Consider the following 23,126-nt stretch of genomic DNA (forward strand, 5'->3'; position numbering starts at 1 on the left):
TTTTTATAATAATTTCGTTTTTTTCAAAGCGTCGATTTCTTCATCACTGTGTTCGATAATATCAATTTTTGGTTCGATAAATTCCTGTTCGTTTGCCAATGTTTTGTTTAGGGTCAGTACTAAAGCAGGTAATAACATCAGGTTAGATAACATTCCGAATAAGAGTGTTAGCGAAATCAATCCGCCCAATGCTATGGTTCCGCCAAAACTGGAAAGCATGAATACCGAAAATCCAAAGAACAATACAATAGAAGTATAAAACATACTCAAACCGGCATCGTTGAAAGTAGCGTAAACTGATTTGCGGATTTTCCAGTTGTTTTTCTTTAATTCTTCACGGTATTGTGCCAGGAATCGAACAGTATCATCAACCGAAAGTCCAAATGCAATCCCGAAAACCAATATGGTGGACGGTTTTAACGGAATGTCTAAAAAGCCCATAATTCCTGCTGTTAACAATAACGGAAGTAAATTGGGGATGATAGAAACCAAAATCATTTTGAACGAACGGAACATAAATCCGATTAAAAGTGCTGTTAAGAAAAAGGCAAAAACCAGAGACGATAGCAAGTTGTCCAGTAAGTAACCTGTACCTTTTTGAAAAACCAATGCTTTTCCGGTAATGGTTACCTTGTAACGATCAGCAGGGAATATTTTATCGGCTTTTTCGCGAATTTCGGCTTCAATTTTTTGAATAGCTCCGCCGTTATCATCGCGCATAAAAGTGGTGATTCGGGCAAACTGACCCGTTGAATCAACATAACTTTTCATCAGGTTTTCTTTGGAATTTTTAGTGGCATTTTTAGCATAAGACAAAATAAATCCCTGTTCCTGAGAAGTTGGTAAATCGTAATATTCAGGATTTCCGTTGTAGTAGGCCTGTTTGGAATATTTAACCAAATTAACAATCGAGATTGGTTTTGATAATTCCGGAATTTCATCAATTGCCTGTTCTAATTCGTCCATGCGTTTTAGCGTAGAGAGTTTCATTACGCCTTTTTTACGTTTGGTGTCAATCATGATTTCCAGTGGCATCACACCGTCAAATTCATTTTCGAAGAAAACAATGTCCTGGAAGAAAGCTTCTTTTTTAGGCATGTCTTCAATCAAACTGCCTGAAATACGCATTTTATAAATTCCGATAATGCTGATAACCAGCAAGGAAACTGCAACCACATAAATAGAAAAACGGCTGTGTTTTACATTGTGCAGAATCCAATCCATGAATCTTTTTACCGATCCCCGATCCAGATGTTCAATGTGACGGTCTTTTGGTGCAGGAATATAACTGTGGAAAACAGGAATTACTATGATGCACAAGAAGAACAAAGCCATAATGTTGATGGAAGTGACATTTCCAAACTCTATAAGTAATTGATTGTTTGAGGAAATGAAGGTAAAAAAACCAATGGCTGTGGTTACATTAGTCATTAGGGTAGCCATCCCAATTTTGGTAGTTACCCTTTGCAAAGCCTTGACTTTATTGCGGTGAACCTTGTATTCCTGATGGTATTTATTGGTCAGGAAAATGCAATTTGGAATCCCGATAACAATAATTAACGAAGGTACTAAGGCCGTTAAAACCGTGATTTCGTAATTGAATAATCCTAAGAAACCAAAAGACCACATTACACCAATAATTACAATGACAATTGAGATTAAAGTGGCTCTGAAACTTCTGAAAAAGAAAAAGAATAACAATGAAGTTACTAATAACGAAGCGCCAATGAAAAGACTGATTTCGTCAGTAATTGTTTTTGCATTTAAAGTTCGGATGTAAGGCATACCCGAAACACGCAAATCGATGTTGGTTTCTTTTTCGAATTTTTCAATTGCCGGAACTAATTTTTCCAGAATATAATCTTTACGGGCTTTGGTATTTACAATCTTCTTGTCCATGTAAATGGCCGAACGAATACTTCCTGATTTTTTGTTAAATAACAAACCTTCGTAAAAAGGCATGTCATTAAACAGTTCTTTCCTGATTTTTTCAAGATAGGCTTTGTCAGCTGTTTTGTTTTGTTCAACAAAAGGGATTAATTCAAACTTTTGAAGAGAATCGTTTTTTTGCAGTTTTTTTAAGTCATTTATTGAAACAACTAAATCAATTGCTTTGTCTTCTTTGATGCTGTTCATCAAAGTGTTCCAGGCTTTAAATGCTTTTGGTGTAAAAAAGTTATTGTCTTTTACTCCAATGATAATCAGGTTTCCTTCTTCGCCAAATTTGTTTAAGAACGCATTGTATTCAACGTTAGCAATGTTATCTTCTGGTAACATGTTGGCTTCTGTGAATGTGAAATGGATATGTTTCCATTGCATACTTAGAAAAACGGTTATCGCAACAATAATCGATAACATTAAAATTTTATTTCGAAGGACCACACGGGCAATTAATTCCCAGAATCCTAAACTGAACCACTTGATCATAATGAATATTTAACGGGCGCAAATGTAGTGAATAATGCCCGGAATCATAAATAATACCCTAGCTTTCACTGTATGTTAACAAAAAATTACCATTGAAGGGGTGCTAATTCTTCGGGGTTTTTATAATTCCTATGGTAGCTTTTCTCATATTTGTATTTTATTTAAAAATGGTACAAAAATGAATTGGATTTTGCTGGTTATTGCAGGACTGTTTGAAGTAGCGTTTGCTTCCTGCCTTGGGAAAGCTAAAGAAACAACCGGAATTATTTCGACCTATTGGATGATTGGTTTTTTTGTTTGTCTGTCGGTAAGTATGTTTTTGTTGTACAAAGTAACTCAGGTTTTGCCTATCGGGACAGCTTATGCCGTTTGGACCGGAATTGGAGCCGTGGGAACTGTTTTAGTTGGTATTTTTGTTTTCAAAGAACCGGCCAGTTTCTGGAGGTTGTTTTTTTTAATGACACTTATTGCTTCGATTATCGGATTGAAGTTTGTGTCTGCTCATTAATTAACAGACAAGTTCAATAGTATGCAGGAAACTAGTAATATTGGCTATATTTTAGGTCTCATTATTTTGCTTTTAACAGCGATTATTGGTTTTGTATTGTATCATTTAATGCAGGCCAAAAAAGAAAAAAAAGAACTGGAAAGTAATTTTTACACGCTGGAAAGAAGAGTCAATGATTTGCAACTGGAAACCTTAGAGTCAAAATTGAATCCGCATCTTTTCAAGAATATTTTAAATTCGATTCAGTCACATGCCTATCAAACGTACTTTGCATTGGATAAATTAGCCAATGTGCTGGATTATATTTTGTACGAAAGCAAGAAAAAATTTGTTACTCCAAAAGAAGAAATTGATTTTGCGCTGAATTTAATCGAAATTAACAAAATTAAAATCAGTCCGCTTTTTGAATTAAAGATAAAAACCAATATTGATAAGGAAGACAAATTGTATGAAGAACCATTATTGGCACCTTTAATTTCGATAGATTTGATTGAAAACGCCTTTAAACATGCCGATTTGCAAAATCCTGATGCTTTTATTTCGGTTATTTTTGAGTTTAAAAATAATGCTTTTTCGATGACGGTTTCAAACAAAATTTCCGATAAGAAAGTACTGAAAAAAGAACGAAGCGGAATTGGGAATGCTACCTTAGAACAGCGTTTGCGAATTATTTATAAAAATAATTTTAAGCTCGATAAGTTTGTAGAAAACGATATTTACATTGCTCATTTAAAGATTGACTTGCTTGAATACAAAACTGAAATGTTTACTGTTGGACGATGAGTTGCCGGGATTAACGTACCTGAAGATGTTGTGCGAACAAATTCCCGAAGTAGAAATCGTAAAAACGTTTAATAATCCGGAGAAACTGCTGACTGAAATTCCCAATCTCGATTTTGATTTATTAATCTCAGATATCGAAATGCCCGGAATCGATGGTTTGCATCTGGCGGAGTTGTTAAAAGACAAATTAGTTGTTTTTTGTACAGCATACAAAGATTATGCGGCTGATGCTTTTACGATTGATGCGGTTGATTATATCACCAAACCGGTAAAATTAGAACGTCTGCAAAAAGCCATTTCAAAAGCTGTAGAGCGTTTTGAAAATACGGCTCATGCTAAGAAATTCATGCAATTGAATACTGATAAAGGAAAAAGTTTGTTGTATTTTAATCAAATTTTGTACATCAAAACCGCTTTGGGCGACAGCCGTGATAAAACCGTATTGCTGGTTGATGGTCGTTTTTTGAATTTAAAAAATGTAAAATTCGACACGCTTTTGGATGAATTACCCGAAGCTGATTTTTGCCGCATCAACAAAAAAGAAATTGTTGCCGTAAAAGCGATAAAATTTTTCAATCACAACGAAATGGTGTTGCATCATTTAGATGAAAACGACAAAAATACCAGTCTGAGTCTAAGTGAAACCTATCGGGCTGACTTTTTAAAAAAGGTGAAAATATAAGAACTTGTTTAAATTTCGGTCAAATACGTTATTTGCATAAATTTATATGTCACATTGTTCCGAAGTTTCGGGAGTCGAAGATCTTTTATCGAAGTGATTTAAACTTTTTACTAAAGGTCTTTTGCACAAAAAAAATACGTCCCATAGGGACGAACTGTTTATAGAAAACAAATTGTTTGCAAAAAAAAGCTCCGTTAGGAGCGAACCGTAAAATTAACAGATCGCTCCTAACGGAGCTAATATCCGTGAATATATAAATTGCTATAAACAGGATGCTCCTCCGGAGCATTATCAAAAAAAAATAAATGAGTTCATTTAGAACGAGGTCTTCGATTGGCTTATACTGACACAAGAAAACTTTTAAATTAAACTTAAACAAGGTCTAACTTATTACAAAGTTTTTCCCTCTTGTTACATAGTTTAAAAATTAGCTTTAAAATTCTTTTTGTACTTAAAAATCACTTCTGATATTTGTTTCATAAATTTAAAAAATGATTTATGACTAGTGTTAAGAATTCGGTGTTTTACGTTTCTGTTATTGGAGGTTTTACGGCTTTAATTTATTGGGTAATTTCACAGGGAGCTTCGCTTGAAGCAGGACGTCAAATTGTACACAGAAAAATACAAAGCAATCATTGGAATGATTTTCTGCATTCGATGGTTGATAATTTGCATCATCCATTAGCCATTTTATTAGCTCAAATTGTGACTATTATTCTGGTGGCACGTTTGTTTGGCTGGCTTTTTAGGAAAATAGGGCAACCTTCGGTAATTGGCGAAATGATTGCCGGAATTTTTTTAGGTCCGTCAGTAGTTGGAATGTATTTTCCGGAATTCTCCGCTGCTTTATTTCCTACAGCCTCTTTAGGGAACTTGCAGTTTTTGAGCCAGATTGGGCTGATATTCTTCATGTTCGTTATCGGAATGGAATTAGACCTGAAAGTACTTAAAAATAAAGCCCACGATGCGGTGGTTATTAGTCATGCCAGTATTGTTATTCCGTTTGCTTTGGGATTAACGCTGGCCTTTTTTATCTATCCTATTTTTGCACCCATGGGAGTTGAATTTTCTTCTTTCGGATTGTTTATGGGAATTGCGATGAGTATTACGGCCTTTCCTGTTTTGGCACGAATTGTTCAGGAACGCGAAATGCAAAAAACCAAATTGGGTACCATTGCCATCACCTGTGCTGCTGCCGATGATATTACAGCCTGGTGCATTCTGGCGGTCGTAATTGCTATTGTTAAAGCGGGTTCGCTTACAAGTTCGCTATATGTTATAGGTTTAGCCATTTTGTATGTAATTGTAATGCTCAAAATAGTGCGTCCGTTTTTAAAACGTGTGGGCGATTTGAATGCAACTCCCGAGAGTTTGAATAAACCGGTGGTGGCTATTTTCTTTTTAACGCTTTTGTTTTCTTCTTATGCTTCAGAATTAATTGGTATTCACGCTTTGTTCGGAGCTTTTTTGGCCGGAGCGATTATGCCTGAGAACAGTAAATTCAGAAACATTTTTATCGAAAAAGTAGAAGACGTTTCGATTATTGTTTTGCTGCCTTTGTTTTTTGTTTTTACCGGTTTACGTACCCAAATAGGCTTGCTGAATGATCCTTATTTGTGGAAAATTACCGCCTTAATTATAGCTGTAGCTGTGGTTGGAAAATTCTTCGGAAGTGCTTTTGCAGCAAAATTTATGGGACAAAGCTGGAAAGACAGTCTGGCTATTGGTGCCTTAATGAACACTCGTGGATTAATGGAATTAGTGGTTTTAAATATTGGTTATGATTTAGGCGTTTTGTCAACCGAAATTTTCACGATGATGGTTATTATGGCATTAGTAACCACTTTTATGACTGGACCGGCCTTAGACTTTATTGGTTTTGTTTTTAAGGATAAGGTAACAGTAGTTCCTGAGGAAATTGCCAATAAAAGTAAATACAAGATTTTATTCTCTTTTTCTACTCCCGGAAAAGGTAAAAAGTTGTTGAAAATAGCCAATAGTCTGGTTAAAAAACAGCCCGATAGTTCGATTGTTGTCGCCATGCACTGTTCTTTGAGTACCGAAGTGCATTCGTTTGATGTAAAAGATCATGAGCGAAATATGCTGGCTCCTGTTATTAAAGAATCGCAATTGCTCAATCAGGAAGTCGTAAGTGTTTTTAAGGTGACTAACGATATTGTAACAGATATTATTGATACTGCTAATCAGGGTGAATATGACTTGTTGTTAGTAGGTTTAGGACAGTCTATTTTTGATGAAACGCTGCTGGGTAAAATTTTAGGTTTTACAACTCAAATTGTCAATCCTGACCGATTGATTGATAAGTTTACCGGAAAAGAAGGTTTGTTTGAAAACTCTCCTTTTGATGAAAAAACCCGTCATATTATTGCCAGAAGTAAAATGCCTGTTGGGATTTTTATAGATAAGGATTTAGAAGAGATAGATCGGGTTTTTATGCCGGTATTTAGTAAAGAAGATGCTTTTTTAATTGAGTATGCCAAGAAATTAATTAACAATAATGGTGCTCAGATTACAGTTTTGGATGCTGTAGGTGAAGTTAAAAAGACACGAGATATTGAGGAATCTATTCGTTCAATTGAGCAAATTGCGCCTAATCATATTATGATTATGAATGACAGAATCATTACAAAAGAATTTCTGCAAAATCAAAATTTAATGATTATAAGCTTAGAAAGCTGGAAACACATTATTGATGCCGATACGAACTGGTTGGTAGATGTTTCCTCAGTTTTGATTATGAAACCTTAAACAATTAAAGGCTGTCCGAAAGTTTAAAACAACCGCAAATTTGCAAATTATCTATGTCTTTTAATTTGTGAATTTGCGGTTGCTTGATTTTATTAAAATCCTAAATTCAAAACATAACTCAGCTTAATGGCAATGTTGTCTTCAAATTTTGGCAGTTGATTTGGTCCGTAACGGAAAAAAGCAGTTAATCCTAATCCGTTAAAAATTTGGTTCAGCTCAATTCCTGATTCAAAGAATCCCCGGTTCAGAGTTTTAAAATTGATTCCCAGATGTTTTTCGGGATTGTCTAAATCTCCCCAGGCCATTCGGGAGACTAAAACTAAGGAAGGCTTAACTTTTTTGAATAATGTTACTCTGTTAAAAGCGTGTTTAATTTGAAACAGGCTGTATTTGTTAGAGAAAAACTCATTGAAAAACATGGTTTCAAAACTGTTTTTTCCGCCAAAAGTAATTCTTTGTATTATGGTTTCTTTCGTAATATTATTTGGTGAAGTATTGTACAAATGCGTTAACGGAATTGCGCCTAAAGCATATCCTGCCTGCAAAAGCAAGGATGTTTTTTGACCGTTGAGGTACCTTTTTTCGTATTCGGTTTTGAAGTCAAATTTGCTGAAATCAAAGTCGTTATTCAATAATCTTCCTAAGGATTGGGTGTATTGAAAACTGAATTTAGGGAAACGTTTTTCTATTTCGATTTGTCCTGTCGGCGTTTGCATAAAATCACTAAACGGACTCCATTGCAGGGAAACCATGGCGGTTGTCATGGTATAATTGGTATAAAACAGATTGTTTGTATTAAAGGTATAATTGAATTTGGGTTGGATTTCAGCCTGTGCAATTTCCCAGATACTTTCTGTTTTTGGAATCAGTCTGGTTTCAAAATAGCTTTTCCAACTCACATAATTGTAAAAAGTGCTAATGTTGATGGGTCTGGGATCATATATTTTATAAGGTTTTTTTTCGATTGAAAAAGAGGTACTTGCAATTTCCCGAACATCATCGGTGTATGAAAAACCCAACCAGGAATTCGCTTTTGGGTCAATTATTGTTGCTACGCCTATGCTGCCTTTAAAAATTCCGTCTTTAGTACCATAAGCATAATAACCTTCAATTCGGAAATTTTTAGAGAAACGCTCGTTAGTGACTCCGCCTAAACCCAAACGGAATCCTTCGTAGTTATTGTAGCTGAAAATTTTCCGTAAATCCAGGTCGAAAAAACCAATAGGCAAATAGCCGTTGATGATTTTTTTACCAAAAAACACCCTGTTTGCAATGTTTTTTTTCACTGCAATGCTGTCGAGTTCACTGTAGGTTTTTTTAAAGCGGGTGTCGGTACTGTCTTTTCGATACGGTTCCCAAAAAGATTCGTCTTTGTCGAAAGCATTTTTGTCGATTTCTACCGTAAAATGAGATTTTTTAACAGCGGATTTTTCGTCTTTTCGGATGTCAAAAATATGGTTTTCCGAGCGTAGATAAATGTAATCGGAAGGTTGTTTTTTTCGGGATTTAAAATCCTGTTCGATATCGCCGTCAAATTGGATTGTGCCTCCTAAAATCCGGATATCATCGTCGTTTTTTCCTTTGATAATCTGGAAAGTTTTGTGAACGGGAAACCAAATGTTTTCTTTAGCTAAGTATTCAAATTCATGTGTTCCGCTAATGTTGAGTAAACCTCTGATGCGCATAATAGCCTTAGATACAGCAAAATTGTTCTGGTCAATATATAAAACACCTTCGAGTCCTTTGGCTTTACTTTTCATTTTGTTTTTAAAGTAAATCATATAGGAATTTCGACCTTTGATACTTACGCTGTCCAATAATTTGTAATAGTAATCTTTGACTGCGTCATCAGCTATCGGGCTGTTGTATTTGGTTTCAAAAAGTTCGTATTTCGTGTCGTAAACAGAAAAAGATTGCAGGTTGAAAGCAATGATTTCATATAAAGGCTGTTGTAATCCTGCCATTTTTGTTCCTAAAATCGTTTCCTTTAATTGGTTGTTGCTAAACTGATGTTGGGATACTTTTTCGGTTTGGAATAAGTGGCGTTTGCTAACGGTGCTTTTAAGTTTGTAATTTGTCGAATCGATTTTGTACAAAGCTCCCTGTTTGTATTTTCTAACAAAAACAGAGTCTATTTGCCCGGAAATAGAATCCGGATGGGCAGAAACAACTAATTTATTGTAGTTTTTAAAGGCAAAATTGGGAAGTCTTTTTTGAGGATCATTATTGTTTTTCAGTGCAATGGTTTTTTTTATGATGCTCAAGGCGGCATTTTCATTGCTGCTGATAATTTCGTTAAGAATAGCTGTTTTAGGAGTCAGTTTCAAATTAAAAAACAGCTTGTTTTTTTGGACTTCAACGGTCAAACTGTTATAGCCTACATAAGAAACAGTGAAGGAAGTAACAGCTGTTTTAGAATGAATGTCAAATTTTCCATCCACATCCGTAATGCTGTTGATGCCGTTATTTGTGCTTATTGTTGCAAATGGAAGTGCTTTGTTTGAAGCGGATTCTTTTACAATTCCGTTGATGTGAAATTGCGCCTGAAGCGTGAGCGTGAAAAAGAAAAACAATAGAAAGTGCTTCATAATAGCTGTTTGAATCAAAACGCTGGTAAACGAAATTTGGTATGGCAAAAGTAAGAATAAAAAAATCCGTCCTGATGATTTATCGGGACGGATTTTTAGTTGTATTTTTTTGAAAGTTATACTTTCATGATTTCGGCTTCTTTAGCAGCAAGAAGTTCGTCGATTTTTTTGATATAAGTGTTGGTTAGGTTTTGAACTTCCTCTTCGGCACTTTTACAAATATCTTCTGATGTTCCTTCTTTCTCTAATTTTTTGATGTCGGTATTGGCTTCTTTTCGGGCATTTCTAATTCCGATTTTAGCATCTTCAGCCTCGGATTTAGCCTGTTTTGCCAGTTCGCGACGACGATCTTCTGTCAACGGCGGAACACTGATGATAATGATATCTCCATTGTTCATTGGGTTGAAACCAAGATTAGCAATCATAATGGCTTTTTCGATAGTTTGCAACATGCTTTTTTCAAAAGGCTGTAACGTAATCGTTCGGGCATCGGGAGTACTAATTTTAGCCACCTGATTCAATGCCGTAGAAGAACCGTAGTAATCTACAAAAACACTTCCTAACATAGCAGGAGATGCTTTTCCGGCACGGATATTTAGAAATTCTTTTTCAAGGTGTCCAATAGAACCTTCCATAGATTCTTCGGTACTTTCTAATATAAAATCAATTTCTTCAGTCATTTTTTTAAAGTTTATAGTTTGTTGTTTACAGTTTGTTGTTGCTTTATTGTTATAATCCAGATTCTATCAAATAGTACTGAACTTTAAACAATAAACTCAAAACCATAAACTATATGTTAACTACAGTTCCAATATTTTCCCCATCGCAGATTTTTTCCAGGTTTCCGCTTTGGTTCATGTCAAAAATAAGAATAGGCAATTTGTTTTCCTGACTTAATGTAAAAGCGGTTGTGTCCATTACATTTAATCCTTTTTTGATAACATCATCAAATGAAATGTAGTCAAATTTTACTGCAGAAGCATTTTTCTCAGGGTCAGAATCATAAACACCATCTACGCGGGTTCCTTTTAGGATTACGTCGGCGTTGATTTCGATACCACGTAAAACTGCGGCTGTATCGGTTGTAAAATAAGGATTTCCTGTTCCGGCACCAAAGATTACAATTCGACCTTTTTCTAAGTGACGGTCAGCTCTTCTTTTGATATAAGGCTCAGCAATAGATTCCATTTTTAAGGCAGTTTGCAAACGGGTTTTCATGCCTTTGTCTTCCAGAGCGCCTTGTAAAGCCATTCCGTTAATAACTGTTGCAAGCATTCCCATATAATCGCCCTGCACTCTGTCCATTCCGCTGCTTGCTCCTGCAACTCCTCTAAAGATGTTTCCTCCGCCTATTACGATGGCAATTTCTACTCCTTTAGCGTGTACTTTTTTGATTTCTTCAGCATATTCAGCTAATCTTACAGGATCTATTCCATATTGACGATCTCCCATTAAAGCTTCTCCGCTTAATTTTAGAAGAATTCTTTTGTATTTCATGTCTTTGTTGCGTTGATTGGTGCAAATATAGGGATATTCTTTTTTTCTGAAATAGGGCAGCTTAAATTTTATAGATTTTGTTTTCGTAGCTGTATTTAGCTGCCTGATAGCCCAAATTGAATATCGTATCCATCTTGATTTTATTGGTTTCAAAGGTGCTGTAAATGCTGAGTTCTTTAGGCTGAATCATCCAATCGCAATGATTGAATTTTGTGATATTCGAGTTTTCCGAAAGAATATCAAAAGCTCGGGTAGTTACGGCTCTGATAGAATTCAAATCCTTAGGAGTTATCATGTTAATCGGGCTCACATAAACCCCAATAACGGTGGCGCAGTCCTCACGGAGTAAATCGGTAGGGAAGTGGTTTAAAATTCCGCCGTCACTATAATGATTGCCATTGATTTCATAAGGTGAAATAATGCCGGGAAAGGAAGACGAAGAGATAAGTGCATCAACAATTTTGGTTTCCGGTTCAAAAATTTTCAATTGGCCTTTAATCATGTCGGTGGCGGTAATTTGAGTTGGAATCTTTAAATCGGCAAGAGTGGCGTCTTCAAAAACCACTTTGAAATATTCGCGAAATGCTTCGGAGTCTATTAATCCGGCTTTGGTAAAAGTAATGTGTTTCCAATGAAATAAATAGATGGATTTGAAGAATTCCAGAATTTCTTCGGGCGTTTTTCCCCAGGCATACATGGCTCCCACAATAGAACCCGCACTGGTTCCTGCAATTTGATTGGGACGTATGTTTTGTTCTTCCAGAAATTTAATAGCTCCAGCATGGGCTAAACCTTTTGTTCCACCACCCGAAAGTGCCAGTCCAATTGATTTTGAATTTAAGTTCATCTTACGGCATTTTTTATAAAAATACAATTTTTGCTGATTTGAGTGTGATTTTTGTCATATTTAATCCGGATTGCTTGCTCTAATTTTACTAAAAAATAGAAATTATGACAACATCAATTACAAAAGCCTTATTGTATAATTATACTTATCCTGAATATAGAAAATTAGTTGCTGATTTGTTAAAAGAAGGAAAATCTACCGGCGAAGAACAGTCAGGAGATTTGACACATTACAGCTATTTGAATGATACCCGAATGAATCGTTTAGATAAGACAATTAAAGTTTCAGAAGAAAATGTTATTCAATTGAAGTCATTGCAAAATGAGTTTATTTGGTTAGTGATTTCTGAGGGATGGTGTGGAGATGCGGCACAATTACTGCCGATTTTTAATAAAATGAGTCAGCTTTCTGAGGGGAAAATAGAACTCAAAATAGTGTTGAGAGATGAGAATTTAGATTTGATGAATTGTTTTCTAACTCAAAATGCAAGAGCCATTCCTAAGCTGATTGTTGTTGATAAAGAAACTTCGACTGTTTTAGCGCATTGGGGCCCAGGCCTAAAGTAGCTACGGATTTAATTCTAAACTATAAAAAAGAACACGGTATTATTGATGAAGCCATAAAAACCGAATTACAATTATGGTATTTGCATGATAAAGGAAATGCAACTCAAGAAGAAATTATGGAAATGATGTTGGCGGTAGATCAAGAGCTTTCTGAGAAAAAGTATTTTGCAAAAGTCAAATTGGGATAAAAACTTGAAATAATAGAGGCTTCGATTAGAATTTGTTATGCTTACCGGATTGTGGCTGGTTACTGTTGGTTTTCTTTTTTACTCTTTTTGTAAACCAGGTACTTGACAAGCCTAAGCTAATGCTGGTAACCTTTTCGGGTGTATATAAGCTAAAACCGTATTGCGTGAGTTCTATAAAAAGCGCAACACCTTCTATGTCCTCTATTCCTAAACTAATTTTTTTATAATCACCGTGTAGATTGCCGCGACCCAAAATAATTGATTTTCCGTAAGCAGGCTGGAGGTATAAAAAATCTTCTTTGCCTATTTTTATGCCTAATTTCAGATTGGCAAAGGCAGGAATAACGACCAGTTTTTTTGAGGCAATCCAATCTATTCCGGAATTTAGACCAATGGCAATAGTGCGGTTAAAATGGATGCCTTCTCCAAATTTTAAACTTAAGCCGTTTGGCGTAAACCAATTGCTGTCGTCATCGTCTCTGTTTATATTTTCTTTCAGAGGAACTGACAAGCCAAATTGAGTATAAGAGCCTTGTTTAAATTGAGCAATTGAAGTGCAAGAAAAGCCAAATGTGATTAGTAAACAAGTCAGGGTTTTCATATATGGATTTTTAATTATCGATATAAAATAAAGTCCTTATTCTTAGTATACTAAGTTAGCTAAATTTATTGAGAATTGCTGTTAGGAATTGGAATTTAAGCTGTCTTCAAACAGCGTAATATCAATCGCATTTTTCACATCGTAATCGCCAATTTTTGTTCGTCTCAAGACTGTTAGATGTGAACCTGAATTCATGGCTTTTCCAAAATCGTAAGCCAGCGAACGAATGTACGTTCCTTTGCTGCAAACTACTCTAAAATCAATTTCCGGCAATGCAATTCGGGTGATTTCAAATTCGTGAATGGTGGTTTTTCTACTGGCAATTTCCACTTCTTCACCGGCACGGGCGTGCTCGTACAGGCGTTTCCCGTCTTTTTTAATAGCCGAAAAAATAGGTGGTTTTTGGTCGATTTCGCCTAAAAACTGCGTTACTGTTTCGTGAATTAAAGTTTCGTCAATGTGCTCGGTTGGAAAAGTCGCATCAATTTCGGTTTCTAAATCATAAGATGGCGTGGTAGCTCCTATGTAGAAAGTACCTGTATATTCTTTGGCTTGCCCCTGAAGTTCGGCAATTTTCTTGGTGAATTTTCCGGTGCAGATTAATAATAGTCCGGTTGCCAATGGGTCAAGAGTTCCAGCGTGACCAATTTTGAATTTTTTAGGCAATCCTACTTTGTTAATCAGCAGGTATTTTAATTTATTCACTGCCTGAAACGAACTCCATTTCAAAGGTTTGTCAATTAGCAGTACCTGTCCTTCTAAATATTCTTCGCGCGTCATTAGATAACCGTCAATGGGTGAATAAAATAATGGATAATCAATAAGATTAATCCGGCGGCAATGCGGTAATAACCAAAAAGTTTGAAACCTCTGTTGCTTAAAAAAGTAATGAACGATTTAATGGCTAAAAGGGCAACTATAAAAGCTACAATATTTCCAATAATCAGAATGTTAATTTGATCATCGGTCAATACATAGCCGTCTTTGTAATAATCGTAACATTTTTTTACTGTTGCGCCTAACATGGTTGGGACAGCCAGGAAAAAAGAGAATTCGGCTGCTGCCGTTCGGGATAGGTTTTGAGACATCCCGCCTACAATAGAAGCGCCACTTCGGGAAATTCCCGGAATCATGGCAAGGCATTGGAATAATCCAATTTTTATTGCTTTCAGGTAAGTGATTTCGGTTTCGTCAGAATTAGCAAACCAATCGTCCACTTTAAGCAAAATAATTCCGCCCACTAATAATGAGATGGCAACCGTTAGAGGATTTTCCAGTAAAGCATCGATTTTTTTGCTGAAAAGCAAACCAAAAACGACTGCCGGAATAAAGGCTACCAATAATTTGAAATAGAAATCAAAAGACTGGAAAAAGCGTTTGAAATAAAGTACTATTACAGAAAGGATGGCTCCTAACTGAATAACAATGGTAAAAAGTTTGGTGAAATCATCCTGAGCAATTCCGTAAAAAGACGAAGCAATAATCATGTGTCCTGTTGAAGAAACCGGAAGAAATTCGGTAATACCTTCGATTATAGCCAGAACAATAGCTTGTAATGTATTCATTTAATTTTAGATTTTAGAGTGTAGTCCCGATAGCTATCGGGATAGTTTCAGTTTAGTTAACTGAACACTGCATTCTGAACACTGCTAACTATTTTTCTTAGGATTCTTTAAAATAGAATAAATGGTAATTCCGAAACCAATTAAAACGGTTGTAGGTGCTAATCGGATTCTTCTGAAGTTAAAAATAGCATCGCTGTACACATTAGGGTCATCGCTGCCTCCGCCTGCCATTAGTATAAATCCAAGGGCAATTACTCCAATTCCAATTAATAGAATTTTGTAATTGATTTTATCGAATAAGAATTCCTGTTTATCGTCTTTCATCTTTTTATTGCGAGGAACGAAGCAATTTCATTCCTATTGTTTTAAAGTTTTTATTCTTTTAAACTCTTCCGTGATTTTCTGAACACTTACAGCTGAACACTGAATACTAGTATAGATCGTCTGTTCTTAGGTTCAAGAAACGTTGTGTGGCAAAATGAGTGCTTAACCAGGTAATTAAAACGCCAAATCCAAAAACAGCGGCAAAAACCAGTAAAATTAAAATTTTGTCATTTAGAATTCCTAAATCCGGAAAGTTAGTCTGTACATAAGATAAAAGTGCGATTAAGGCTAAAATTGCCAAAATAGCTCCCAGCATTCCCAGTTTTACACTTCGCATTACAAACGGTTTTCGGATGAAAGATTTGGTAGCACCCACCATTTGCATGGTTTTAATGATAAAACGATGAGAATAAATAGACAGACGAAGTGAACTGTTAATTAATAATACAGCGATAAAAGTCAAAAATCCGCTGATGATTAAAATCCACATACTTATTTTTTTGATATTATCGTTGACTAGATTTACTAATTGTTTGTCATAAACAATATCCGAAATCATTGGGTTGGTACGTAATTGACGTTCTATTTTAGCTACGCTGTCGTTTTCTACATAAGCCGCTTTGATATGAATATCATAAGAATTCTGTAGCGGATTTTCGCCAAGGAAAGTCAGGAAATCTTCGCCAATAATGTCGGTGTGTTGTTTTGCAGCTTCTTCTTTGCTTACATATACAATCTTTTTTGCGTAAGCGGCTCTTTTTAATTCAGTGCCAAAACTTTTCAGAATAGTGTCATTGGCCTCGTTTTTAAAGAATACTGTCATGGCAATTTTTTCTTTAAAATTATCAGCTAATCTTTTAGAATTGATGATAAAAAGTCCTAATGTTCCCAGTAAAAATAATACCAGGGAAATACTTAGAACTACCGAAAAATAAGAGGAAATTAACCTGCGTTTTTGAAATCTGTCAAATGAAGAACTCATAGTTTATTTTTATTATGCGGTAAAAATAATAAACAATTTCTTTAAATGAAGTTAATAACGTTCAAAGTTTTTATTTTCTTATAATTTGGAGAGCACTTTTAAATGAAATTAATATAAAAATACCTCTTAGGTCAAGAGTAATTTTAAACCGGCAATTGTCAGTCCAAGTGCCAAGAGGTATTTTAATGTTTTGGAGTTGAATTTTTGACTTCCAAAATACGAACCCAATAAACCGCCGATGATGGTAGCAACAACCGCTATTTGTAAATCAGGGTTAAGGTTAAAACCTCCTTTTTGAATTTGTCCATAAAGTCCCGAAAGTGAGTTAACAAAAATAAATAATGCTGAAACAGCTGCTGTTTCTTTAAGTTTTGACCAACGCATTAAAAGCATAAGCGGACTAAGGATGATGCCGCCTCCAATACCTAAAAGTCCGGAAAGGAGTCCGATAATTCCGCCCGAAAAAAGCCCTGCCCATAAAGGTATTTCTCTATTGGGTTCGTTTTTTTCTTCAAATTGATATACCAGTCTTATAATAGAAATGAAGATACAAACACCTAATATTTTTTTGTAAACAGCATCGGGTAAACTCATTGTGCCGCCCAAAAAAGCCATTGGAATACTTGCAATTATAAAGGGAATGAATAATTTTAATTTAAAATGCCCTGATTTGTAAAAACCAATAAAGGAAAATAACGATACTGCTAAATTCATCACTAAAGCTGATTGTTTCATCATTATTGGTGCTACTCCGGCCATTGCCATAATGGCAAGATAACCACTGGCGCCACCATGACCTACAGACGAATATAAAAAGGCAACTATTGCTAGTAAAAAGAGTATTAAAACTGGGTTGAAATCCATGAAAATTATTTTTTGAAACTAAATAGTTCCGGTTTGAAAGTAATCATGACGTAGCTCCATACCGGAATAATATTGCTGTTTCCTGTTTTAAGTGTTTCCATGCTTTTTTCGGCTGCCATATAGGAGAAACCAAAATCAATCATGGTGAAATTGTTGTATTTGTAATGCAATGATAAGTCGTTTTCAAATCCTAAATAGGGATGAATGCTGTTGTCCAGATTGTCTTTTACCTTATTTTGCAGGTAAAACAAATGAAAGTCGGAGCGCAAACTAAGTTTTGGGTTCAGGTCATAAATAAGATGCAGATACGGATTGATTAGTCCGCCGTTTTTTAAATCCAAAGGAAAGGTGGTGAAATAATCCATATTTCCCATAAAACGCCAGGCAACTCCGTAAAGCGGAACAAATGATTTAGAAGTGGAGCTTGGTTTTTCGGCATTGTCACCACTCATGTATTCCATACCTAAACGGGTAGTAAACTTGTTTTTCTTCCATTGGATTTCAGGCTGAAAGTAATAAGCCGAAATTTTATTTCCGGCTTGTAAATGACCGTACTGGTAATAACCGCTTAGGGTCAGGTATAAATTTCCTTTTTCAAATTCTATTCGTCCGCCTGAAGTAGCACGGGTGTACATAGTTCTTGGGTTGGTCTTGCTTTCATAGCCATCGGCAGAGTTTAAAGTGCTCAGGCTGAAATGCTCATTTAATTTTGCTTTCAGGTAATGAATGTTGAGCATTTTGTAGTTTGTAAATGTAGTTGGAGCAAAATTGGTTTCAAAAATACGTTCAGATGTTTGATTGAAAGCCGTAATGAATTCCGAATGAATCTTACTGTTTTCATAAATCAGGTTGATTCCGTCATGTGCTCTTGCTGCCTGACTCCAGTTAGCTGCCGAGAAAAGTCTTCCGTTGTCCAGTTCTACTTTTTGACGACCTATTCGAAGGGAAAAATGATCAGAAAGTCCCGTTTCTGCATAAGCTTCAAATACATTAAAAGAACCTGTTGTAGAGGTTTGTCCGTATTGTCCCCAAACGCGAAGATCCTGAACAGAAGTGTGAAATTTGAATTTGGGTTGGCTATAGTTAAAATACAATCGGCTCCTTTGAGTGACAAAATAAGCGGCTTTGGTATCGGCAGTTCTCAATTGTCTGTAACCGTCACGATATTCCGCTCTGGGTCTGAATTCTAATCCAATAGAAAAGTTTTTGTTTTCCGCATTTACTTTTTGATGTACAATCGGAAGAGCCATTATTGAATCGGCTTCACGTTGCGTGATAATCTTTTTTTCGAGCAATAATTTCGTGATATTTTGATCAATTTGTGCAGACATCTTTTCACTAAAGAATAAAGCAGAAATTAGTATTAGGGACAAACAAAATGTTTTTTTCATAAATGAATGTTTGTAGCAATGTGCTTTTTAAAATAAAGTGCAAAAATAAGTATTCTTACTTAGCATTTGTTTAGTTGTTGATTTATTTCTTTCTTCTTTTCAAGAAATAACTTTGGTGCAATGTGCAATAAACGTAAATTTGCCGTTCATTTTTAGTTTGTTGTTTATGGTTTTTGGTTTATTGTTATAAGCTTAAAATCAAAACTATAAACTGCAAACAATAAACCATTAACAGAGTAATGAAATACAATCCGAACGAAATAGAAGCCAAATGGCAAAAAAAATGGGCAGAAAACAAAACTTTTGCAGCCGAAAATAATTCAGACAAGCCAAAATATTATGTTTTGGATATGTTTCCTTATCCATCAGGAGCGGGCTTGCACGTAGGGCATCCGCTGGGATATATTGCTTCAGATGTGTATTCCCGTTTTAAAAGACATCAGGGTTTTAATGTGTTGCACCCAATGGGTTACGACAGTTTTGGATTGCCGGCCGAGCAATATGCTATTCAAACAGGGCAGCGTCCTGAAGATACAACCCGCGTAAACATTGACGGTGGTGTTGATAAAGAAGGAAATCAAATTGCAGGTTACAGAACGCAATTGGATAAAATAGGATTTTCATTTGATTGGGATCGTGAAGTAAGAACTTCTAATCCTGATTATTACAAACATACGCAGTGGATTTTTATCCAGTTATTCAATTCCTGGTATAATAAAGATTCAGATAAGGCTGAGGATATTTCGACCTTGATTTCAATTTTTGAAAAAGATGGAAATTCAAATGTAAATGCAGTTTGTGACGATAACATTGCTGCATTTTCGGCTGCTGAATGGAATGCTTTCGCAAAAGACGAGCAAGAAAAAATCTTGTTACAATATAGATTGACTTATTTAGCTGAAACCGAAGTAAACTGGTGTCCGGGATTAGGAACGGTTTTGGCAAATGACGAAATTGTAAATGGAGTTTCGGAGCGTGGAGGTTTTCCGGTTGTTCGTAAAAAAATGACCCAATGGAGTATGCGAATTTCTGCTTATGCAGAGCGTTTGTTGCAAGGTTTGGATACTATTGACTGGAGCGAATCGATCAAAGAATCACAACGAAACTGGATTGGAAAATCAGTTGGTGCGATGGTTTCTTTTAATTTAAAAGATAACGAAAACACGATTGATGTATTTACAACAAGACCTGATACCATTTTCGGAGTTACTTTTATGACATTGGCACCGGAGCACGAATTGGTAGCTCAAATTACAACTCCAGATCAAAAAGCAGCTGTTGAAGCTTATATCGAAAAAACTTCAAAACGTTCGGAGCGTGAGCGTATGGCGGATGTAAAAACCATTTCAGGAGTATTTACAGGAGCTTATGCCGAGCATCCGTTTACTAAAGAAGCGATTCCGGTTTGGATTGGTGATTATGTGTTGGCGGGTTACGGAACAGGTGCTGTAATGGCGGTTCCTTGCGGAGACGAAAGGGATTATGCTTTTGCTAATTTCTTTAAAGGACAAAACGGAATGCCTGAGATTAAAAATATTGTTGACAAAGATATTTCGGAAGCTGCTTTTGGCGGGAAAGAAGGTTTTCAATTAGTGAATTCCGATTTCTTAAACGGCATGGGTTACAAAGACGGAACTCAAAAAGTAATTGCCGAATTGGAAAAAATCAACCAAGGTTACGGTAAAATCAATTACCGTTTGCGCGATGCGGTTTTCTCCCGCCAGCGTTATTGGGGTGAGCCATTTCCGGTGTATTATGTAAATGGTCTTCCGAAAATGATTGATGTACAGCATTTGCCGATTATTTTACCTGAAGTAGAGAAATATTTGCCAACAGAAGATGGTTTGCCTCCATTAGGAAACGCAGCGGTTTGGGCTTGGGACACAATTCAGAATGCAGTGGTCAGTACGCAGTTGGCAGACAACAAAACAGTATTCCCGTTGGAATTGAACACGATGCCAGGTTGGGCGGGAAGTTCATGGTACTGGATGCGTTATATGGATGCGGCTAATGAGAATGAATTTGCATCGGCAGCAGCATTGAAATATTGGGAATTTGTGGATTTATATATTGGCGGAAGCGAGCATGCAACCGGTCACTTATTGTATTCGCGTTTTTGGAACAAATTTTTAAAAGACAAAGGTTTTGCGCCAACAGAAGAACCATTCAAAAAACTGATCAATCAGGGGATGATTTTGGGAACTTCTGCTTTTGTTTATAGAATCGAAGGAACGAATAGTTTTGTTTCTAAGAATAAAATAGGAGATCATAAAGTACAGCCAATTCATGCTGATGTTTCAATTGTAAATGCTTCGGATGAATTGGATGTCGAAAAATTCAAAGCCTGGAGAGAAGATTATGCTGATGCTGAATTTATTTTAGACGAAAACGGAAAATACATTGTAGGCCGTGAGGTTGAAAAAATGTCGAAATCGAAATACAATGTAGTAACGCCGGATGCTATTTGTGCGGAATATGGTGCGGATACTTTGCGTTTGTATGAAATGTTCTTAGGACCATTGGAACAGGCAAAACCTTGGAATACAGCTGGTATTTCGGGAGTTTTTGGATTCCTTAAAAAATTATGGCGTTTGTATTTTGATGATAATGGTTTGATTGTTACTAACGATGAGCCAACAAAAGACAACCTGAAAAGCTTACATAAAACCATCAAAAAAGTTTCGGAAGATATTGAAGGTTTCTCTTTCAATACTTCGGTTTCTCAGTTTATGATTTGTGTCAACGAATTGTCAACTCAAAACTGTCATTCCCGTGCTATTTTAGAACCTTTGGCAATTGTAATTTCGCCTTATGCACCGCATATTGCAGAAGAATTATGGAGTTTGTTAGGACATAGCGATTCGATTGCGACTGTGGCTTTTCCAAAATTCGAACCAGCTCATTTGGTAGAATCGGATAAAGAATATCCGGTTTCGTTTAACGGAAAAATGCGTTTTACTATCAAATTGCCTTTGGATTTAACCAAGGAACAGATTGAAGAAATCGTGATGAAAGACGAAAGAACCCAAAAACAATTAGACGGCAGAACACCAAATAAGGTGATTATTGTTCCGGGGAAAATCATCAACCTTGTAGGGTAATTTCAATAATCAATTTCAATCGTCAATGATTGAATAGATAAAATTCCAATCCCGATAGCTATCGGGATAAATTCCAAATTCCAATAACAATGTGTTAATTGGGATTTGGAATTTTTGTTTTTGATATTTCTTATTGCCATTGACATTGAAATTGTATTTTTTTTAACAGCTGTCAAATTGGCATTTTTGTAAATTGGTTTAGAATTTGCGGTTTGTATTTAAAATTTGAAACAAAAAATAAAAAGATATGGGAAGTGGTTATTTAATTCTGGCTGGAGCAATTATGTTGTTCAGCTGGTTAGTAAGTTCAAGACTGAAGAGTAAGTTTGAGCATTATTCGCAATTGCATTTGCAAAATAATATGAGTGGTGCCGAAATTGCTACAAAAATGCTTCACGACAATGGAATTTATGATGTGAAAGTGATTTCGACTCCGGGACAATTGACGGATCATTACAATCCGGTGGATAAAACGGTGAATCTGAGCGAATCGGTGTACAATCAGCGCAATGCGGCAGCAGCAGCTGTAGCGGCACACGAATGCGGTCATGCGGTGCAACATGCAGTGGGTTATGAGTGGCTGACGATGCGTTCTAAATTAGTGCCATTTGTAAATGTGGCTTCTTCGTATATGCAATGGATTTTGCTGGCGGGAATTCTAATGCTGAAAACTTTTCCGGGCTTGTTGTTGTTTGGTATTATCTTATTTGCGGCAACCACTTTGTTTTCGATTGTTACTTTGCCGGTAGAATATGATGCGAGTAATCGTGCTTTGGCCTGGTTAAAAAACAAAAATATGCTGAATCCTGCCGAATATGCCGGAGCGGAAGATTCGTTAAAATGGGCTGCAAGAACGTATGTTGTAGCGGCTTTGGGTTCTATTGCTACTTTGTTGTATTATTTGTCTATTTATTTAGGAGGAAACAGAAGGAACTAAAAATAAAATTCCAATCCCGATAGTTATCGGGATAAAAATTCCAAATTCCAATTGTCACACTGAGCTTGTCGAAGTGTTATTGGAATTTGGAATTTTTTTATTGAATATTGCAATTGCCTTTTGCAATTGCTTTTATTCCGGCATATTTTGTTGTTGCCATTGTACTAAAACCGCAACTTGCTCATCGGTTAAAGCCGGTTTTTTATTTACAGGAGGCATGAATTTACGATCGTCCTGTGGCAGTTTAACACGGGCAATGATAGCTGCAATATGTTCTTTTACCTGTGTGTAGTTTTCAAAAGGTTCTTTTTTACCTTGAGGAGGCATGTGGCAAGGCGTACAGCTGTTGGTGATAATAGGTTTAACGTCGGCAGTGTAGCTTATTTTTTTAGCTTCAACATAGTCTGATTTTCCTTTTTTAGATGAACTACAGTTGCTAAGTACAACTGCTAAAGGAAGTATCAATGCTGTAATCTTGAATTTCTTCATAAAATATAATATTAAAG

General features: G+C 35.9%; 21 protein-coding genes. 8 read left to right on the plus strand and 13 right to left on the minus strand.

The features are described from left to right. Positions 1-3: 3 nt before the first annotated feature. Positions 4-2,427: an efflux RND transporter permease subunit gene (locus IEV84_RS04570; protein ID WP_188492846.1), complete on the minus strand. Its 2,424-nt coding sequence runs from the start codon at positions 2,425-2,427 to the stop codon at positions 4-6. A 178-nt stretch (positions 2,428-2,605) separates the two neighbouring features. On the opposite strand from IEV84_RS04570, the gene IEV84_RS04575 reads away from it, so the two are divergent. The 4 genes from IEV84_RS04575 to IEV84_RS04590 all read left to right on the plus strand — a co-directional run bounded on the left by IEV84_RS04575 (position 2,606) and on the right by IEV84_RS04590 (position 7,169). Next, positions 2,606-2,935, plus strand: coding sequence for a DMT family transporter (locus IEV84_RS04575; protein ID WP_188492848.1), 330 nt, complete (start codon positions 2,606-2,608; stop codon positions 2,933-2,935). Positions 2,936-2,956: 21 nt separating this feature from the next. Beyond that, complete coding sequence (locus tag IEV84_RS04580) at positions 2,957-3,718, plus strand: sensor histidine kinase (protein ID WP_188492850.1); 762 nt, start codon at positions 2,957-2,959, stop codon at positions 3,716-3,718. Beyond that, on the plus strand, positions 3,681-4,400 hold the full coding sequence (locus tag IEV84_RS04585; protein WP_188492852.1) for a LytR/AlgR family response regulator transcription factor: 720 nt from the start codon (positions 3,681-3,683) through the stop codon (positions 4,398-4,400). Before IEV84_RS04580 ends, IEV84_RS04585 begins: the two co-directional genes overlap by 38 nt. Before the next feature lie 498 nt (positions 4,401-4,898). Further along, positions 4,899-7,169 carry a cation:proton antiporter gene (locus IEV84_RS04590; RefSeq protein ID WP_188492854.1) on the plus strand — a complete coding sequence of 757 codons (2,271 nt, stop codon included), beginning with the start codon at positions 4,899-4,901 and terminating at the stop codon, positions 7,167-7,169. 92 nt (positions 7,170-7,261) lie between these two features. On the opposite strand, the gene IEV84_RS04595 is transcribed toward IEV84_RS04590, so the two are convergent. The 4 genes from IEV84_RS04595 to IEV84_RS04610 all read right to left on the minus strand — a co-directional run bounded on the left by IEV84_RS04595 (position 7,262) and on the right by IEV84_RS04610 (position 12,101). Continuing rightward, positions 7,262-9,757: a DUF5686 family protein gene (locus IEV84_RS04595; protein ID WP_188492856.1), complete on the minus strand. Its 2,496-nt coding sequence runs from the start codon at positions 9,755-9,757 to the stop codon at positions 7,262-7,264. A 116-nt stretch (positions 9,758-9,873) separates the two neighbouring features. Next, positions 9,874-10,437 (minus strand): ribosome recycling factor, encoded by a 564-nt coding sequence (gene frr / locus IEV84_RS04600; RefSeq protein ID WP_188492858.1) that lies wholly within the window; start codon positions 10,435-10,437, stop codon positions 9,874-9,876. A gap of 109 nt (positions 10,438-10,546) precedes the next feature. Further along, positions 10,547-11,254, minus strand: coding sequence for a UMP kinase (gene pyrH, locus IEV84_RS04605; RefSeq protein ID WP_071184609.1), 708 nt, complete (start codon positions 11,252-11,254; stop codon positions 10,547-10,549). Positions 11,255-11,315: 61 nt separating this feature from the next. Further along, positions 11,316-12,101, minus strand: coding sequence for a patatin-like phospholipase family protein (locus IEV84_RS04610; protein WP_188492860.1), 786 nt, complete (start codon positions 12,099-12,101; stop codon positions 11,316-11,318). A 104-nt stretch (positions 12,102-12,205) separates the two neighbouring features. Between IEV84_RS04610 and IEV84_RS04615 the strand changes: the two genes are divergently transcribed. After that, positions 12,206-12,667, plus strand: coding sequence for a thioredoxin family protein (locus IEV84_RS04615; RefSeq protein ID WP_306451669.1), 462 nt, complete (start codon positions 12,206-12,208; stop codon positions 12,665-12,667). Continuing rightward, positions 12,646-12,855: a hypothetical protein gene (locus IEV84_RS16585; RefSeq protein WP_306451671.1), complete on the plus strand. Its 210-nt coding sequence runs from the start codon at positions 12,646-12,648 to the stop codon at positions 12,853-12,855. Before IEV84_RS04615 ends, IEV84_RS16585 begins: the two co-directional genes overlap by 22 nt. A gap of 25 nt (positions 12,856-12,880) precedes the next feature. Here the strand turns inward: IEV84_RS16585 and IEV84_RS04620 are convergent, their stop codons facing one another. From IEV84_RS04620 to IEV84_RS04650, 7 genes are all read right to left on the minus strand, one after another. Beyond that, a complete protein-coding gene (locus tag IEV84_RS04620) occupies positions 12,881-13,456 on the minus strand; it encodes a hypothetical protein (RefSeq protein ID WP_188492862.1) in 576 nt (191 codons plus the stop codon). A gap of 81 nt (positions 13,457-13,537) precedes the next feature. After that, on the minus strand, positions 13,538-14,236 hold the full coding sequence (gene truB / locus IEV84_RS04625) for a tRNA pseudouridine(55) synthase TruB (protein WP_188492863.1): 699 nt from the start codon (positions 14,234-14,236) through the stop codon (positions 13,538-13,540). Beyond that, positions 14,236-15,021 (minus strand): undecaprenyl-diphosphate phosphatase, encoded by a 786-nt coding sequence (locus IEV84_RS04630; protein WP_188492865.1) that lies wholly within the window; start codon positions 15,019-15,021, stop codon positions 14,236-14,238. The genes truB and IEV84_RS04630 overlap by 1 nt, the downstream gene beginning before the upstream one ends. Positions 15,022-15,105: 84 nt before the next feature. Then, positions 15,106-15,345, minus strand: a complete 240-nt coding sequence (locus IEV84_RS04635) for a DUF3098 domain-containing protein (RefSeq protein WP_188492867.1) — start codon at positions 15,343-15,345, stop codon at positions 15,106-15,108. Positions 15,346-15,451: 106 nt separating this feature from the next. Next, on the minus strand, positions 15,452-16,327 hold the full coding sequence (locus IEV84_RS04640) for a cell division protein FtsX (protein WP_188492869.1): 876 nt from the start codon (positions 16,325-16,327) through the stop codon (positions 15,452-15,454). 126 nt (positions 16,328-16,453) lie between these two features. Then, on the minus strand, positions 16,454-17,191 hold the full coding sequence (locus IEV84_RS04645) for a sulfite exporter TauE/SafE family protein (RefSeq protein WP_188492871.1): 738 nt from the start codon (positions 17,189-17,191) through the stop codon (positions 16,454-16,456). A gap of 5 nt (positions 17,192-17,196) precedes the next feature. After that, a complete protein-coding gene (locus IEV84_RS04650) occupies positions 17,197-18,582 on the minus strand; it encodes an alginate export family protein (RefSeq protein ID WP_188492873.1) in 1,386 nt (461 codons plus the stop codon). Between the two features lie 239 nt (positions 18,583-18,821). On the opposite strand from IEV84_RS04650, the gene leuS reads away from it, so the two are divergent. Together leuS and IEV84_RS04660 are read left to right on the plus strand one after the other, a co-directional pair. Continuing rightward, positions 18,822-21,683 carry a leucine--tRNA ligase gene (leuS, locus tag IEV84_RS04655; protein ID WP_188492875.1) on the plus strand — a complete coding sequence of 954 codons (2,862 nt, stop codon included), beginning with the start codon at positions 18,822-18,824 and terminating at the stop codon, positions 21,681-21,683. Positions 21,684-21,930: 247 nt separating this feature from the next. Next, complete coding sequence (locus IEV84_RS04660; RefSeq protein WP_188492877.1) at positions 21,931-22,620, plus strand: zinc metallopeptidase; 690 nt, start codon at positions 21,931-21,933, stop codon at positions 22,618-22,620. Between the two features lie 132 nt (positions 22,621-22,752). Here the strand turns inward: IEV84_RS04660 and IEV84_RS04665 are convergent, their stop codons facing one another. Continuing rightward, a complete protein-coding gene (locus tag IEV84_RS04665; protein ID WP_188492879.1) occupies positions 22,753-23,109 on the minus strand; it encodes a hypothetical protein in 357 nt (118 codons plus the stop codon). Between the last annotated feature and the right edge of the window lie 17 nt (positions 23,110-23,126).

The organism is Flavobacterium palustre, from assembly GCF_014639535.1.
Taxonomy (GTDB): Bacteria; Bacteroidota; Bacteroidia; order Flavobacteriales; family Flavobacteriaceae; genus Flavobacterium; species Flavobacterium palustre.